We start from the raw sequence: 15,902 nt of genomic DNA, 5'->3' as shown, positions 1-15,902 counted from the left end.
CAGACGTTGCGCCGGAATAAGGCCAGTTCGACGGTGTCCGCGCGTCCTATCCGATTGCCGCAGCGATCCGCGCCACGCCTTCCGGTATCCGTTCTGCCGGGATCGAGGAATAGGCAAGGCGATAGAAATTGCGCGGCGGGTCTTCGGCGGCAAAGAACGGCCGGCCGGGTTCGACCAGGACATCGCGGTCACGCAGGCGCGCGGCCAGCACTTCGGTATCGACGCCTTCGGGGGCCTGCATCCAGAAACTCGATCCGCCATGCGCGCCGCGCCCGGCGATCGTCAGCCCGTGTTTCGCCATCGCCGCCTCCATCACCTGGCGGCGTTCCGCAAAGGCCTGCGAGGTGCGCCGGATCAGCGCATCGTAATGCCCGAGGCTCAGGAAATAGGCCGCGGCCCGCTGCATCAGGCCCGGCGGATGGCGCAGCACGCTGGCGCGCAGCGCGCGCGCCTCGCGGATGAAGGGGGCCGATCCCACCAGATAGCCCAGCCGCAGGCCGGGAAACAGCGACTTGGAAAAGCTGCCGACGTAAATCACCCGCCCGTCCTCATCCAGCGACTTCAGCGCCGGTGACGGCTTGCGCAGGAACGCCATCTCGAACTCGTAGTCGTCCTCGACGATCAGCGCCTCCATCTGACGCGCGCGCTCCAGCAACGCGTGGCGCCGTGCCAGCGGCATGGTGGCCGAACTGGGCGACTGATGCGACGGCGTGGTGAAAATCACGTCCGTTCCGTCGGGGATCAGGTCGGGCGGCAACCCGTCGGCATCGACCGGGACCGGCGTCAGGTGGCAGCGCGATTGCGTCAGCACATCGCGCAGCGCGTGATAACACGGGTCTTCAATCGCCGCGCGCCGCCTTTGTGTCAGCAGCACCTGGGCGGCCAGCCACAACGCGTTCTGCGCCCCCATCGTCACAAGGATCTGCGACGGTTCCGCGACAACCCCGCGGCGCGGCAGCGTGTGCCGCGCGATGAACTCGACCAGTTGCGGGTCGTCCTGGTCGTACTGGTCGCTTGTCAGGGCGGCAAAATCCTTTTGCCCCAGCGCCTGCAGCGCACACAGGCGCCAGTTGGCATGATCGAACAGCGACGCGTCCGCCTGCCCGTAGATGAACGGATACCGGTAGCGCGCCCAGTCCTTCGGTTTGTCGGGGGTCGCGCCGCCGGTGAATTTCTGGCCGATGGCGCGGGTCCAGTCGACGCGGTCCTGCGCGGTATGCAGCGTCGCCGCGGGCAGGGGTTCGGGCGCGTTCTCGGACACGTAATATCCCGACCGTCCGCGCGCCGTCAGGTAATCCGAGGCGACAAGCTCGGTATAGGCCAGCGTCACCGTGATGCGGCTGACGCCAAGATGCGCCGCAAGCTTGCGGCTCGATGGCAGCTTTTCGCCCCGCCGCAAACGGCCCGACAGGATGCCTTGCGCGATCATCTGCTGGATGCGCGATTGAAGCGTCGCCTGCGATCGGGAATCGAGAAAGAAGTTTTCAACCGAGATGGCCATGCCGGTCACGGTATCTGGATATATTCTGGCGGTAAACTGGCGTTATTGCCGGACACAATTTCTCCGCGCGGTTTCAGGCCGAAACCGCGCGGGTTTTGCATATTCAAGGGCCGCAAAAAAATACGTTGAAGCCTGAACCGGCCCCGTTGAAACTGGCGCCGCCACAAACACGAGGGACACATGATCGCCGTCATATTCGAAGTCTTCCCCGCCGAAGGCCAGCAGGAACCGTATCTGGACATGGCCGCCAAGATGCGCCCGCTTGCCGAAAGCATCCCCGGCTTCATCAGCGTCGAAAGGTTCCAGAGCCTGACGACACCCGGAAAGCTTTTGTCCATATCCTTCTGGGAAGACGAGACCGCGCTCGAAGCGTGGCGAAACCTGCCAGAGCACCGCGGCGCGCAGCGCGCGGGGCGGGACGTCATGTTTGCGGGTTACCGCCTGCGGGTGGCGGGCGTGATCCGCGACTATGGCATGGACGCCCGCGACCAGGCGCCGGAAGACAGCCGCAGCGCCCACGGCGTGTAGGGAAATACAATTAAAAACAGAAGGTTAGGGGCGGGCAATAAAAAGCCCGCCGCACGGGAGGCACGGCGGGCAGTTCGGCTGGAAGAGGTAAATCTCAGCCGAAAACGCGGGTCAGCGCAACGTCGGTCGCGGCGATCATTTCGTCGATATGGTCCTTGGTCGCAATCAGCGCCGGGCTGTAGCACAGCGTGTTGTTCTTGCCCGGAATCGAACGGTTGGTCACGCCGATGATGACGGCCTGCGCGTTGCACTCGGCCACCACCTTCTGCGCCAGCTTCTCGTCCACCGGTTCCTTGGTGTCGCGGTCCGCCACCAGCTCGGCGCCAAGGAACAGGCCCTTGCCGCGCACGTCGCCAATGACCTTGTGCTTGTCCTGCAGCGCGCGCAGCTGGTCGATCATGTAGTCACCCATCGCCGCGGTGTTTTCCAACAGGTTCTCATCCTCGATGATGCGCATGTTCTCCAACGCCGCCGCCGGCCCCGCCGTGCAACCGCCGAAGGTCGAGATGTCGCGGAAGTAGTTCAGGGGATCCTCGGCGTCGTCCTTGAACATGTCGAACACGCGCTCGGTGGTCACGCAGCAGGCAATCGCCGCATAGCCCGAGGCGACGCCCTTGGCCATGGTTACGAAATCCGGCTCGATCCCGTAATGCTGATAGCCGAACCATTCCTTGCCGGTGCGCCCGACGCCGCAGACGACCTCGTCGATATGCAGCAGAATGTCGTACTTGCGGCAAATCTCCTGCACCTTCTGCAAGTAACCTTCGGGGGGCGTGATCACGCCGCCGCCGGCGGTGACGGGTTCAAGGCACAGCCCGCCGACCGTGTCGGGGCCTTCGCGCAGGATCACCTGCTCGATCTGTTCGGCCGCCCATTCGCCATAGTTCTCGTCAGGTGCGCCGTCCTGTTCATGCCGGCGGTATTCCATGCAATGCGGCACACGCACGAAATCCGGGGAAAAGGGGCCGTACTGGGCGTTGCGTTCGTCCTGCCCGCCGCAGGACATCGCCCCGATGGTTGAGCCGTGATAATCGCGGTCGCGATACAGGATCTTGCGCTTCTTGCCGCCATACCGCTTGTGGGCGATCTGCCGGATCATCTTGAACGCCTTCTCGTTCGCCTCGGACCCCGAGTTGGTATAGTAGACACGGCTCATGCCTGGCATCTTGGAAATCAGCCGCTCCGAGAACATCGCACCGGGGATCGACCCGGCCGACCCGGCAAAATAGTTCAGCTTGATCAGCTGGTCGCGCACGGCGTTGGCGATGCTTTCGCGGCCATAGCCGACATTCACCGTCCAGACGCCGCCCGACACCGCATCGAGATGCTTCTTGCCGTTCTGGTCCCAGACATGGATGCCCTTGCCTTCGACGATCACGCGCGGGGCGCCGGTTTCGAACGGCTTGTGCTGTGTCAGGTGGTGCCAGACATGGTCGCGGTCCATGTCGACGATTTTGGAAAGGTCATTGTCAAAGGTTCCGTCCATGTCGCGCTCCGGTGATATCAGGAAACAGGAAAGAGCCGCGAAAGGCGCGGCTTTGTCCACGCTATCACACTCTTCTCCGATGCGGAAAAATAGGGCCAGTTTTGCCTCTCGCATATTGCCAGATGATTTGCACAGAAAAAGGACATTTGCGGCGTGGTTGGCGAAATGATTGCCAGATAACCAAAAAACAGATGCGGTTTTGCTGAAAACAGGCCCGTTTCGGGACGCGCGCACACAAATTCCGGCCAAGAGCATTGATCGGAATCGGCTTTTCCGCTCGGATGTTCCTGTCTTGCAGGGGGCCGCCGGGTTCGTTCCTGCGACGAAGAACGGAATCGGGGGCACGTTGGCTGCGCCTGAACGGACCTGGAAAACCGGGCCGAAAGATACGGGAGTGTATGTGATGAAAAATTCAATGAAAGCCCGACTGATGTCCGCCGTTGCGGGCGTTGTCATGCTGTCGGGTGCGAACGCGGCCCAGGCAATGGACGAAATTACCGTGGGCTATTTCCTGGAATGGCCGATGCCGTTCCAATACGCCAAGGTCGAAGGCATGTACGACGAGGCGCTGGGCGTGACCGTCAACTGGCGGGCCTTCGACACCGGCACCGCCATGAGCGCGGCCATGGCATCGGGCGACGTTCAGCTTTCGGTCAGCCAGGGTGTTCCACCCTTCGTGGTGGCGACCAGCGCGGGCCAGGATCTGCAGATCGTGGACGTGGCCGTCAGCTATTCCGACAACGACAACTGCGTCGTGCGCACCGATCTGGAAATCGACAAGACCTCTGCCGGGGAACTGGCGGGCAAGAAGGTCGCCGTGCCGCTTGGGACCGCGGCGCATTATGGCTTTCTCAAGCAGATGAACCATTTCGGCGTCGATATCGGCACGATGGAAATCGTCAACATGGCCCCGCCCGAAGGCGCGGCCGCCATCGCGCAGGGTGCGGTCGACATGTTCTGCGGCTGGGGGGGCTCGCTGCGCCGCGCCAAAGAGCATGGCAACGTGCTGCTGACCGGCGCCGAAAAGGAAGAGCTGGGTATTCTCGTCTTCGACGTGACGTCTGGGCCGGCCTCGTTCATCGCGGAAAACCCGGAAATGGTGGCGCAGTTCCTCAAGGTGACGGCGGATGCCAACGCGATGTGGGCGGATTCGGCCAACCGCGACAAGATGCTGCCTGTCATCGCCAAGGACAGCGGCATGGATGTCGAGGCGACCGCCGCGACCATCGACACCTTCGTGTTCCCCACGGTCGAGGACCAGCTTTCGGCCAAGTGGCTGGGCGGCGGCGCGCAGGAGTTCATGAAGGGCGTCGCCGACGTCTTTGTCGAAGCCGGCAGCATCGACGCGGCGCTGGATACCTATGAAAGCAACGTGAACCTCGGTCCGCTGCAATCCGCAAACGGCATGTAAGACGCGCATCGGGCGCCCCGCATTCGAAATGCCGGGCGCCCGATCACCAACCCGGATAATCCATTCAGGGGCAGGTAATGACCGGGCTTTCCATCGAAAATATCTCTATGCGCTTTGACCTGCCGAATGGCGGGCACGTGCAGGCGCTCAAGGATGTGTCGCTGCATCTCAACCCCGGCGAACTGCTCAGCGTGCTGGGCCCGTCGGGCTGCGGCAAGACCACATTGCTGAACATCGTCGCGGGGTTCCTCGCGCCCACCGAAGGTCGCATCGTCCTGAACGGCCATGCGGTCAAGGGCCCGGATGCCGAACGCGGCATGGTGTTCCAGCAGGGCGCGCTGTTCGAATGGATGAGCGTGCGCGACAATGTCAGCTTCGGTCCGCGCATGGCTGGCCGCCGCGAGGCCGATTACGGCAAGGAGGTCGATCACCTTCTCGATGTCGTGGGGCTGCGCGACTTCAAGGAAAAGGCGATCTATGAGCTGTCCGGCGGCATGCAGCAGCGCGTTGCGCTGGCACGGTGCCTTGCCAACGACCCCGACGTGATCCTGATGGACGAACCGCTGGGTGCGCTGGATGCGCTGACCCGCGAAAAGATGCAGGGGCTTGTCCTCAAGCTCTGGAAGGAGACCGGCAAGACCATCGTGCTGATCACCCATTCCGTCGAAGAGGCGCTGTTGCTGGGCGAACGCCTGCTGGTGATGGCCCCGCGCCCCGGCCGCATCCACACGGAATACCGCCTGCCATTTGCAGATATGGGCGTCGGCCAGGATCTGCGCGAGGTCAAGAAGCACCCCGATTTCGGGCAGAAGCGCGAGGAAATCCTTGGCATGATCTGGGACATGGAAGAGGAAATCATGGGCCGTGCAGAGGAGGCGGGCGCATGATCCCTCTGCTTCTGTACGTCGCAATCTTCGTCGCTGCCTTTTTCATCGTGCGGCTTGGCGCGCGCAAGATGACCGAACGGCATGATTTCACCTCGCTCAAGACGGTCACCTTCGGCGACGAAAGCGCCGTGCGCCCCGATCGCTGGGCCAGTGTCATCTCGATTGTCACCATCTTCCTGTTGTGGGGGGCGTTCACCGGGTCGAAATGGGTGCCTGTACATGCGCCCGGGCCGTTCATCGGCGACACGCAGTTCACCTATACCGCCGAGGCGCCCGATGGCGCGCGCGACGACGCGACCGTGTTCATCCGCGTCTTCGAAGTCGGCGCAGACGTGACCGAGCCCGAGATCGACCCGGGCGACGGTTTTGCAAAAAACGACGTGATCACAGTGGGTGCGTGGCGCTCGAAGCTGCTGCTGTTCGACCAGAACGACGAGATCACCCGCAAGGACGGCGCCCGCATCGTGGCGATCGACGGTCAACCGGTCGAGCCGGGCGGCGAGGTCATCACCGATGCGGGGCGCGTCGCCGTGACCTCCAAGGGGTCGCTCAATTACGAACCGCCCAAGGGCATGCAGATGGAGCCGATCTGGCTGCCCCCGCCCGAGGCCGTCGTCGCCCGCGTGGCGGAAATCGCCAGCGAAGGCTATCAGAACTTCACCCTGTGGGAGCATCTGGGCTGGTCGCTATACCGCGTTGTGCTGGGTTTCATCCTCGGCGCGGCAGTCGGCATCCCGCTGGGATATGCGATGGGCCTGTCCGATTGGTTCCGCGGCTGGTTCGACCCGATTGTCGAATTCATGCGCCCGGTGCCGCCGCTGGCGCTGATCCCGCTGGTGATCATCTGGGCGGGAATCGGCGAAAGCGGCAAGATCATCCTGCTGTTTCTGGCCGCACTCTGGATCATGACCATCGCCGCCCGTGCGGGCGTGTCGGGCGTGAACATCACCAAGGTCCATGCCGCCTACAGCCTGGGTGCAAGCCGGTGGCAGATCTTGCGCCACGTCATCATCCCCAACTCTCTGCCCGAGATATTCACCGGTGCCCGCGTGGCGATGGGGGTCTGCTGGGGCACGGTGGTGGCCGCCGAACTGGTCGCCGCCGAAAAGGGCGCGGGCATGATGATCATGGTGGCCAGCCGGTTCCAGCTGACCGATATCGTCATCATGGGGATCATCCTGATCGGCGTGATCGGCTATGGCATTGACATCCTGTTCCGTATCGCCGAACGCTGGCTGGTGCCCTGGAAAGGACGCAGCTAGTCTGCGGCCCATGACAAACGACACTGATTTCCTTTCCGCGCTGTTCGAGGCGGCGGTCAAGGCCGCCGATCCAGCCACCGCGATGGCCCCGCATCTGCCGGAGCGGCCGAAAGGGCGCACCGTCGTGGTCGGCGCGGGCAAGGGCGCGGCGCAGATGGCCGCCGCCTTCGAAACGCTCTGGGGCCCCTGCGAAGGCGTGGTCGTCACGCGCTATGGCTATGCCTGCCCGATCCGCCACATCCGGGTGATCGAAGCCGCACACCCCGTGCCCGACGACGCGGGGATGGCGGCCACCGCTGCGCTGTTCGACGCGGTGGCGGGGCTCGGCCCGGACGATCTTGTCGTGGCGCTGGTCTGCGGCGGTGGCTCGGCTCTTCTGCCTTCGCCGCCACCGGGGTTGGAGCTGTCGGACGAACAGGCGCTGAACGACGCGCTTTTGCGCAGCGGCGCGCCGATCGGCGCGATGAACGCGATCCGAAAACAGGTCAGCCGCATCAAGGGTGGCCGGCTTGCCGCCGCCGCCCATCCGGCCCGCGTGGTCAGCCTGATCGTTTCGGACGTGCCGGGCGACGATCCCGCGCAGGTGGCCAGTGGGCCCACGGTGGCCGACCGCACGGACCGCGCCGCAGCACGGGCGGCGATACGCGATTATGGCATCGGTCTGCCCGACCGCATCGCCCGCTTCCTCGAAGACGCGGCAGAGGACGCGCCGCACCCGGACGATCCGGGCTTTGCCCGCGACAGCGTGACAGTCATCGCATCGGCGGCCCGCTCGCTCGAAGCCGCCGCCGACCTGGCGCGGGGGCAGGGGATCGCGGCGCATATCCTGTCCGACGCGATCGAGGGCGAAGCCCGTGAAATCGCGCGGATGCATGCCGCGATGGCCCGCGAGATCGCCCGCAACGACCGCCCCTTCGCCAAACCCGCGCTGATCCTGTCGGGCGGCGAAACCACCGTGACGTTGCGCGGAAAGGGCCGGGGCGGCCGCAATTCCGAATTCCTGCTGTCGTTCGCACTGGCCATCGACGGTTTCGACGGCATCGCGGCGCTTGCCGCCGATACCGATGGCATCGACGGCTCCGAAGATAACGCAGGCGCCTTTGCGGACGGCACCACCGCGGCGCGTATGCGCGCCGCGGGCATCGACCCCGCGGCCGCGCTTGCCGACAACGACGCCTATAGCGCGTTCCAGGCCATCGGCGCGCTTTTCACGCCTGGCCCCACCGGTACCAACGTCAACGATTTCCGGGCGATCGTGGTCCGCTGAGCCGTTTGCGGTCTTCCGTGGCCAGAACCTTTCAGGCTTCGTATACCGTCTGGCCCTTGTGAACCGTGCGCCGCACGGTGACCGCGCCGATCTCTTCTGCTGTCGACGTGCGGATGTCGCGATCCAGCACGATGAAATCGGCCCATGCCCCGGTTGCCAGCACGCCTGTCTGCCCGGTCATTCCCATCGCCTTTGCCCCATTGACCGTGAAAAGCGGCAACGCGTCGTCCAGCGGTATCGCCTGCGCGGGCGCAACCGCGCCCGGATAGCGCCCGGTCGGGTCGGTGCGGCTGATCATGCCGGCCAGCCCTGTCCAGGGGTTGGCATCCGGGGCCGATGCGGGCCAGTCGGTGCCGAAAATCACCTCGGCCCCGGCGTCAAGCAGCGACCGGATTCGATGCACCTGATCCAGCCGCGCCGCGCCCAGAACGGCGCGCTGCGCTGCCGTGCCCGCGTTCGGCATCCACAGTTTGGGCGACACCTCGGCCACGGCATCGAGGTCTGCGAAGCGCGGCAGGTCGGCGTCGTCGACGAACGTGCTATGCGCGATCTCGTGTCTCGGTCCGCCCGATCCGTTTGCCGCCCGCGCCGCGGCGATCGCGTCCAGCCCCTTGCGCACGGCATTGTCGCCCACCGCGTGCATCTTGACGCAGAATCCCAACGCATCCAGCGCAGTGACGGTTGCGTTCAGAACCTCGGGGGGCAGCAACAGCGTGGCGTCCGGGTCATGGGTTGCCGGGTCATAGCCGGGCTTTGGCAGGTAGGGGGCCAGGAAAGACGCGGTATAGGCCGGCGCGACGCCATCGAGAAACAGCTTGGCATAGTCCAGCCGCAATCCGGGGCGCGCGTACCTGGCCCGCAACCGCGCGATTTCGTCCGGCGGAACCACGGCCTCGGTCAGGGGCGAATACGCGGTGATGTGGGCCGCGACATGCAGGCTCATCCGTCCGGTATCGACGGCATCCGCATAGGCCGCCAGGGTCGCTTCGTCCGCCATCGGCTCCTTGAAGGCGGTATAGCCCAGCGAATTGAGGTATCGCGTGGCATAGTCGCAAGCCTGTGAAAGCTGGTCCGGTGTCCAGGCGGTCAACCTGCGCAAGGGGGCGCAGCCCGCCTCGGCCAGAAAGCCGGTGGGCACGCCCGTCGCATCCCGCTCGATCACGCCGCCGGGGATGTCGGGGCTGTGCGCGTCGATCCCGGCCGCGGCAAGCGCCGCGCTGTTGGCCCACATCGCATGCTGGGTCGTGTCCGAAAGCGCCACGGGATGCGCGGGTGCGATCCTGTCCAGCCAGTCGCGCGGGGTCATGCCCAGGCCGTCGCGCATGTCCAGCCGCCAGGGCCCGCCGGTAATCCATGTCCCCGCGGGCAGCGCTGCCGCACGAGTCTGTACCGCCTGCGCCAACCCTTCGGTGCTTGCTGCATAGCCCACATAGACCTCGAACAGGTCGCGGCATGCACCCCACAGCGCGTGGGTGTGGCTTTCGACTAGCCCCGGCATCACGAAGGCGCCCCCGAGCGATTCGCGCCGCGTGCCGGGGCCTGCCAGCGCCGCGATTTCGTGCGACGGCCCCACCGCCATAACACGCCCGTCCCCATCGACCGCGATGGCTTCGGCCTGCAGGGCGCCGGGCTGCATCGTCAGGATCGTGCCCCCGTCATGAATCGTCGCGGCATGGGTCATGGAGTTCTCCCTTTTCCGGGACAGGGTGAAAAAATTTGTTGATTTCGTCAACAAATATCGTAGCCTGATCTCAATAGGGAGGGGCGCCATGCCCGGAATGCGTGACAAGGACACAGGGATTTCAGACGGGGTTCACCCGCCGATCCGCTCGATTCGCGATGCGCTGAGTTTCAGGATCGCCCGGATGGCAGCGATCAACGAACGCGCGGGGGGCATCTATTTCCAGACCGAGCTGGGCCTGCGCCTGAATGAATGGCGTGTGTTGGGGCTGGTCGCTGCCAGCGGCACAGCCGCTTTTTCCGACATTCGCGATCAGCTCTTGATCGACAAGGGACAGCTCAGCCGGGTCGTGCGCACGCTTGTCGACAGGGGCCTGCTGGAAAGCCGTCCGTCGGAAACCGATGCGCGCCAGATCACGCTGGCGCTGACCGCCGATGGCCGCGCACTGCATGACCGTGCAATCGGTTTTACAGCAGAACGCAATGACTCGATGGTTTCGGTGCTCAGCGCCGCCGAATGCCGGCAGTTGCATGACATGCTGGATCGCCTGATCCGGCACAACGAACAACTGCTCGCGCAGAAGGAAGGCAAATGACCGCCCCGGCTTTCAGCCCGACCGAGTGCCTGGGCCGCGGCCTGGCCCTGCTTTTCGCGCTTGCCATCATCGTCGTCATCGCCTTTTTCGTGCTGGACGAGGCCAACGCCCGGTTCGGCGTTCTGGCATTGAGCGTCGTCATCGTCACCTTGACGCAGCCGTTGGCGCACGGGCGCTGGGGCCGGGCCGGATGGCTGATCGACGGGGCGCTGATCGCCGCCTTCGCCTATGCGGGCTTCTGGTTCTTTGCGGTGAAACAGCAATTATTCACCGGGTTCTACATGCCCAATCCGTCCAACGTCGCCGCAGGAATCGCGGGGATGGTCGCGCTGATCCTGCTGACCGCGCGCGCCTGGGGGCTGTCCCTGGTCATCATGGCGCTGGTCTTCATCGCCTTCGGGTTCGCCGGGCCCAGCCTGCCGGGGTTGCTGGAACATTTCGGGATGGAGATAGGGGATTTCATGCAGATCGCATGGTATTCCTTTGACGGCGTGTTCGGGCGCACCACGGGGTTGGTGGCCGACAACGTGCTGATCTTTCTGATCTTCGGCGCAGTGCTCGAACGCACCGGCGCGGGCGAAAGCCTGATCCACATATCCACCGCGCTGACGGCGCGTATCCGTGGCGGCGCGGCGCATGCCGCGATCGTGGCCAGCGCCGTCTTCGGCATGATGAGCGGTTCGGTCGCGGCGAATATCGCGGGCACCGGTGTGTTCACCATCCCCATGATCAAGCGGCAGGGCTTTTCCGCCAATTTCGCGGGTGCGGTGGAAACCGCCGCATCGTCCGGCGGGCAGTTGACCCCGCCGATCATGGCAGCGGCGGTGTTTGTCATGGCCGATCTGGTGGGTATGCCCTTCGCGCTGGTGATCGTGGCGGCGGCCCTGCCCGCGCTGTTCAAGTATATCGGCCTCTTCGCGCAGGTTTACGCCGAGGCGGTCCGCCTAGATATCAAGACCCTTCCGCGTGATCAGATCCCGCAATTGACGGCGCGCGACTGGCTGAATTCGGCGCTTGTCTTTCTGCCCATCGCGGCGCTGATGGCGACCTTTATCAGCGGCAAGAGCCCGGCGATGGCCGGCCTCGTGGGCGTTCTGACCGCGATCGTGACGGGCCTGATCCTGAACCCCGATTTCCGCCGCGATCCCGGCCGTATCCTGACCGCGCTGACCGAAGGCGGCATTTCCGCGGCGCAGATCATGTTGGCGGTGGGCGTGATCGGCATCGTTCTGGCCGTTGTGAACGAAACCGGGGTCGCGATCCGCTTTGCGACCTCGATCGCCAGTGTGGGCGACAGCAACCTGATCCTGGCACTGGTGCTGGCCATGTGCGGCGCGCTGATCCTGGGTATGGGGCTGCCCACGCTGCCCGCCTACCTGATCATCGCGATCATGATCGCCCCGGCGATCATCAAGGCGGGCGTGCTGCCGCTGGCCGCGCACATGTTCGTTCTGTATTTCGCGGTCTATTCGTCGATCGTGCCGCCGATTGCCTATGGCTGCTACGTCGCCGCGCCAATTGCGGGGGGCAATCCGCTGCAAACCGCCTTCGTCGCGCTTCGCATCTCGATCGTCGGACTGCTTGTGCCTTACGTCTTTGTCTTTTCGCCCTCGCTTCTGCTGGTGGCGGGTGAATTCAGCTGGTCCGAACTGATCTATACGATCCTGCGCCTGCTCGCCGCGGTCTGGATGTTCGCGACATCGCTGGGCGGGGCCGATCCGCGGCTTGCGCGGCTGGGGCTGGGGCAGCGTTCGCTGCGCTTCGCCATCGGCGCGGCGGCGATGATCCCCGTCTTGTCTTTCTGGGCGCCAGCCTGCCTGGCGGCGCTCGCAATCGGGCTGTTCAGCCCCAAACCAAAGCAACAAACGATCTGAGTTATCCAAGGGAGGATGCAATGAAACACTTTCTGAAAAGAACCCGCAGGGCCGCAGTGGCCGGTGTTGCGGCCGCGGGGCTGCTGGCCGGTGCGGCGGTGGCCGAGCTTTACAAGGTCACGTCGATTGCGCCGGGCATGTCGCCTTTCGTGGTCAACACCGCCATCGCCAAGGTCGTGAACACCCATGTCGACGGGGTCGAATTCCAGGTCCGCGCGACCGGTGCCGCGACCAAGCACATGGTCGACGCGGCCATGGGCAAGGTCGATTTCCTGTTCGGCTCTCCCACGATCAACTGGCTGATGGTGAACAAGTTCGGCCCCTACAAGGATATGGATGCCGCGCCCGAGCTGGAACAGAAGGTCGGCATGATCCTGTCCTACCAGATCGGGCCGTATCACTATGTGACGCGCGCCGATTCCGGTATCGAAACGCTCGAAGACCTGAAGGGGAAAAAGGTCTTTGTCGGCCCGCCGGGTGGCGCGGCGACCCGTGTCGTGCTGACCAATCTCAAGGCCGCGACCGGCCTGACCGCGGACGACATCGAGGTGCAGACCTTTGGTTTTGACGCGGCGATCCAGGCATTCCAGGACGACAAGATCGACGTGATCGTCCTGCCGACAAACGTGCCCAGCCCGGCGATCCAGCAATTCGCCCTGACCAAGGAAATCCGCATCCTGGACGTGCCGGTCGAAAAGCTGTCGATCAACCCGGCGACCGGCGGCACAACGAACGTGATCCCCGCCGGCGTCTATGGCGACAACCAAAAGGGCGGCGACGCCCGCACACATGGCGCGCTGGTGAATTTCAGCGCCGGCATGCATGTGCCCGAGGACGTGGTCTACGAAGTCACCAAGGCGATCTGGGAAAACCTCGGTGAGATTCACGAAACCGCCGTCTGGATGCCGAACACGATCACGCCTGAGCAGGGGTTGGAGCTGATCGCCGGCCGCCTGCATCCGGGTGCCGAGCGGTATTACCGCGAACAGGGTTGGACCATTCCCGAAGCGGTCGTCTTCACCCCCGGCAACTGATCCGAACACTCACGGAGCGAAGCGGCGGGGCGCGGTTAACCGCGCCCCGTTTTTCATGCGCGGCGCCCGGCGATGCGGCTTAAAAGATCGGTCAGGATTGCACGTTCCGCGTCGGTCATCCCCTCGGTCAGGCTGCGTTGAACCGCTTCGGCCACGGGGCGGGCGGCGTCCAGAAGGGCCAGCCCCGATTCGGTCAGATGCAGCACCCGCGCGCGCCGGTCCTTGCGGGAAACGCCGCGTTCGACCAATCCGCGTTCGACGAGGCGGTCGAGCACGCCGCCCATCGTCGCGCGATCGCAATCGGCCATTTGCGCCACTCGGGCCTGGTCCAGGCCGGGTTGCGCTGCTATGGCCGACAGCGCGGCATACTGAAATGGCGTAAGTGTCAGCCCGGCCTTCGACATTTCCTCGGCAAAGCGCGCGGTTGCGGCCTGGTGGGCGCGGCGGATCAGGTAGCCGGGCATCGTCAGAAAATCGGACATGCTGCGATCTTTTCCTTGCCAGAATTTAGTTATAGTGCATAACTAATATGTGCGGAGCGAAAATAGATAAGCATGCTTACTATTGTCAGCGGGCGATATAATAAGTATGCATCCTAATTAACCGGATGCAATCGCCAACCGCCAGGGAGGAACACGAATGGCCGAGCAACTCGGAACGCTCGAAGAGCTGCCACAGGATTACCGCGACGCGATGACCGAAGCGGGCGTAGCGCCGCTATGGCCGATGATGCGCAAGGTTTTGCCGCACGGACGCCCGCAGCCCACGACGAAACCCAGCTACTGGAACTACGGCGATCTTCGGCCGCTATTGCTGCGCGCCGGCGACCTGACCCCGGTAGAAAAGGCCGAACGCCGGGTTCTGGTGATGTCGGATCAGGGCCGGGGCACGGGCGCGATGCAGGCCACCAGCTCGATCTATATCGGGTTGCAGCTTTTGCTTCCGGGCGAGGTTGCGCCGGCGCACAAGCACACGCCCTCGGCCGCGCGTATCATCGTCGAAGGCAAGGGTGGCTATACTGTCGTCGATGGGGAAAAGCTGCCGATGAACCGTGGCGACGTGGTTTTGACGCCGGGCGGCGAATGGCACGATCACGGCCACGAAGGCGACGAACCCGTTGTCTGGCTGGACGCGCTGGACCTGCCGCTGTTCGTCTACCTTGAAGGATCTTATGCCGAAGAGGCGCCGCTGCAGGCACAGCGCAACCGGCCCGATGCCTCGATGGTGGAATACCTGGCCTCGGGGCTGAAGCCGTCGAAGCGCGGCGCGAGTGCCCGCCGCTATCCGATGATGCGCTTTCCCTGGGACCGGACCGAAGCCGCGCTGCGCGAGATGGCGAAATACACCGAAGGCGCGGTCGAACTGGACTATGTGAACCCGGAAACCGGGCAGGATGTTCTGCCGACGATGGGCTTTACCGCGATGATGCTGCGTCCGGGCGAAACCCTGCGCCCGCCGTTGTCGTCGGAAAGCGCGGTGTTCCACGTAATCGGCGGCACGGGCACGTCGGTGATCGACGGCGCCAGCTTTGACTGGGCCGAGCGGGACACCTTTACCGCGCCGGTCTTTGCCGAGATCGATCATACGAACACCGGTGACGAACCGGCATTCCTGGTGCGGGTGCACGACCGTCCGCTTCAGGAAAAACTGGGTTACTACGAGGAACGCGCAAGATGAGCAGCTTTTTCGACCTTCCGCCCCTGCCGCAGGTGCCGGTTGCGGGCAGCGACAACACTTTTCCCGTCCGGCGCGTTTTCTGCGTTGGCCGCAACTATGCCGCCCATGCCGCCGAGATGGGTGTCGAGGTGGACCGCGAAGCGCCGTTCTACTTCACCAAGACGCCCTGGGCGATCTGTCACACCGGCAGCACGATCCCCTATCCCCTGGAAACCGAGAACTACCATTACGAAATGGAATTCGTGGTGGCGATCGGCAAGCCCGCGTTCCGCGTCAGCATCGACAATGCGATGGACGCGGTGTTCGGATATGCCTGTGGCCTGGACATGACGCGCCGCGACCTCCAGCTTGCCGCCCGCGCCAAGCAGCGCCCCTGGGACTTGGGCAAGGATGTCGAGGATTCTGCGGTCATCGCGCCAATCAGTCCGGCGGCCGACTTCGCCATCGCCGACCAGCGCATCGCACTCAGCGTGAATGGCGAGGTCAAGCAGGACGCACATTTGACCGACCTGATCTGGTCTGTGCCGGAAATCATCGCGCACCTGTCGCGCTTCTATCACCTGCAGCCGGGCGATCTGATCTATACCGGAACGCCGGCAGGTGTCGGCCCCGTCGTGGCCGGTGACGTGATCGAAGGAACAATCGACGGTCTGGCCCCCGTCACCCTGACGCTGGGGGCGGCCGAATAAGCACACCTGG

14 protein-coding genes are annotated in these 15,902 nt (G+C 64.4%); 10 read left to right on the top strand and 4 right to left on the bottom strand.

The window, feature by feature from the left end; genetic code table 11:
* Positions 1–46: 46 nt before the first annotated feature.
* A complete protein-coding gene (gene pdxR, locus BLT50_RS05765; protein ID WP_090027482.1) occupies positions 47–1,501 on the bottom strand; it encodes a MocR-like pyridoxine biosynthesis transcription factor PdxR in 1,455 nt (484 codons plus the stop codon).
* 180 nt (positions 1,502–1,681) lie between these two features.
* Here pdxR and BLT50_RS05760 point away from each other — a divergent pair, with 180 nt between their 5' ends.
* Entirely contained in the window at positions 1,682–2,029 is a 348-nt protein-coding gene (locus BLT50_RS05760; RefSeq protein WP_090027479.1) for an antibiotic biosynthesis monooxygenase family protein, read from the top strand.
* A gap of 94 nt (positions 2,030–2,123) precedes the next feature.
* Here BLT50_RS05760 and BLT50_RS05755 read toward each other — a convergent pair whose 3' ends face one another.
* Complete coding sequence (locus BLT50_RS05755) at positions 2,124–3,515, bottom strand: aminotransferase family protein (protein ID WP_090027476.1); 1,392 nt, start codon at positions 3,513–3,515, stop codon at positions 2,124–2,126.
* 403 nt (positions 3,516–3,918) lie between these two features.
* On the opposite strand from BLT50_RS05755, the gene BLT50_RS05750 reads away from it, so the two are divergent.
* The 4 genes from BLT50_RS05750 to BLT50_RS05735 all read left to right on the top strand — a co-directional run bounded on the left by BLT50_RS05750 (position 3,919) and on the right by BLT50_RS05735 (position 8,342).
* Complete coding sequence (locus BLT50_RS05750; RefSeq protein WP_245723306.1) at positions 3,919–4,926, top strand: taurine ABC transporter substrate-binding protein; 1,008 nt, start codon at positions 3,919–3,921, stop codon at positions 4,924–4,926.
* Positions 4,927–5,003: 77 nt separating this feature from the next.
* On the top strand, positions 5,004–5,813 hold the full coding sequence (locus tag BLT50_RS05745) for an ATP-binding cassette domain-containing protein (RefSeq protein WP_090027471.1): 810 nt from the start codon (positions 5,004–5,006) through the stop codon (positions 5,811–5,813).
* Positions 5,810–7,075, top strand: a complete 1,266-nt coding sequence (locus BLT50_RS05740) for an ABC transporter permease (RefSeq protein WP_090027468.1) — start codon at positions 5,810–5,812, stop codon at positions 7,073–7,075. The genes BLT50_RS05745 and BLT50_RS05740 overlap by 4 nt, the downstream gene beginning before the upstream one ends.
* 10 nt (positions 7,076–7,085) lie before the next feature.
* Complete coding sequence (locus BLT50_RS05735) at positions 7,086–8,342, top strand: glycerate kinase type-2 family protein (RefSeq protein ID WP_090027466.1); 1,257 nt, start codon at positions 7,086–7,088, stop codon at positions 8,340–8,342.
* 31 nt (positions 8,343–8,373) lie between these two features.
* Here BLT50_RS05735 and BLT50_RS05730 read toward each other — a convergent pair whose 3' ends face one another.
* Positions 8,374–10,023, bottom strand: coding sequence for an amidohydrolase (locus BLT50_RS05730; RefSeq protein WP_175491406.1), 1,650 nt, complete (start codon positions 10,021–10,023; stop codon positions 8,374–8,376).
* An 88-nt stretch (positions 10,024–10,111) separates the two neighbouring features.
* Here BLT50_RS05730 and BLT50_RS05725 point away from each other — a divergent pair, with 88 nt between their 5' ends.
* Genes BLT50_RS05725 through BLT50_RS05715 form a run of 3 tightly spaced genes read left to right on the top strand, consistent with a single transcriptional unit; the run spans position 10,112 to position 13,526 of the window.
* The gene (locus BLT50_RS05725; RefSeq protein WP_175491405.1) at positions 10,112–10,618 is read left to right on the top strand and encodes a MarR family winged helix-turn-helix transcriptional regulator; all 507 of its coding nucleotides are present in this window, start codon (positions 10,112–10,114) and stop codon (positions 10,616–10,618) included.
* Positions 10,615–12,492: a TRAP transporter permease gene (locus BLT50_RS05720; protein WP_090027459.1), complete on the top strand. Its 1,878-nt coding sequence runs from the start codon at positions 10,615–10,617 to the stop codon at positions 12,490–12,492. The genes BLT50_RS05725 and BLT50_RS05720 overlap by 4 nt, the downstream gene beginning before the upstream one ends.
* A gap of 20 nt (positions 12,493–12,512) precedes the next feature.
* Positions 12,513–13,526 carry a TAXI family TRAP transporter solute-binding subunit gene (locus BLT50_RS05715; RefSeq protein WP_090027457.1) on the top strand — a complete coding sequence of 338 codons (1,014 nt, stop codon included), beginning with the start codon at positions 12,513–12,515 and terminating at the stop codon, positions 13,524–13,526.
* A gap of 53 nt (positions 13,527–13,579) precedes the next feature.
* Here BLT50_RS05715 and BLT50_RS05710 read toward each other — a convergent pair whose 3' ends face one another.
* Entirely contained in the window at positions 13,580–14,008 is a 429-nt protein-coding gene (locus BLT50_RS05710) for a MarR family winged helix-turn-helix transcriptional regulator (RefSeq protein WP_245723305.1), read from the bottom strand.
* Between the two features lie 157 nt (positions 14,009–14,165).
* On the opposite strand from BLT50_RS05710, the gene BLT50_RS05705 reads away from it, so the two are divergent.
* Both BLT50_RS05705 and BLT50_RS05700 read left to right on the top strand, forming a co-directional pair.
* The gene (locus BLT50_RS05705) at positions 14,166–15,203 is read left to right on the top strand and encodes a cupin domain-containing protein (protein ID WP_090027454.1); all 1,038 of its coding nucleotides are present in this window, start codon (positions 14,166–14,168) and stop codon (positions 15,201–15,203) included.
* Positions 15,200–15,892 (top strand): fumarylacetoacetate hydrolase family protein, encoded by a 693-nt coding sequence (locus BLT50_RS05700; protein ID WP_090027452.1) that lies wholly within the window; start codon positions 15,200–15,202, stop codon positions 15,890–15,892. Before BLT50_RS05705 ends, BLT50_RS05700 begins: the two co-directional genes overlap by 4 nt.
* Positions 15,893–15,902 lie beyond the last annotated feature (10 nt).

Origin of the sequence: Lutimaribacter saemankumensis, assembly GCF_900100005.1 — a bacterium.
Taxonomy (GTDB): Bacteria; Pseudomonadota; Alphaproteobacteria; order Rhodobacterales; family Rhodobacteraceae; genus Lutimaribacter; species Lutimaribacter saemankumensis.
This window is presented reverse-complemented; position numbering and strand designations above follow the sequence as displayed.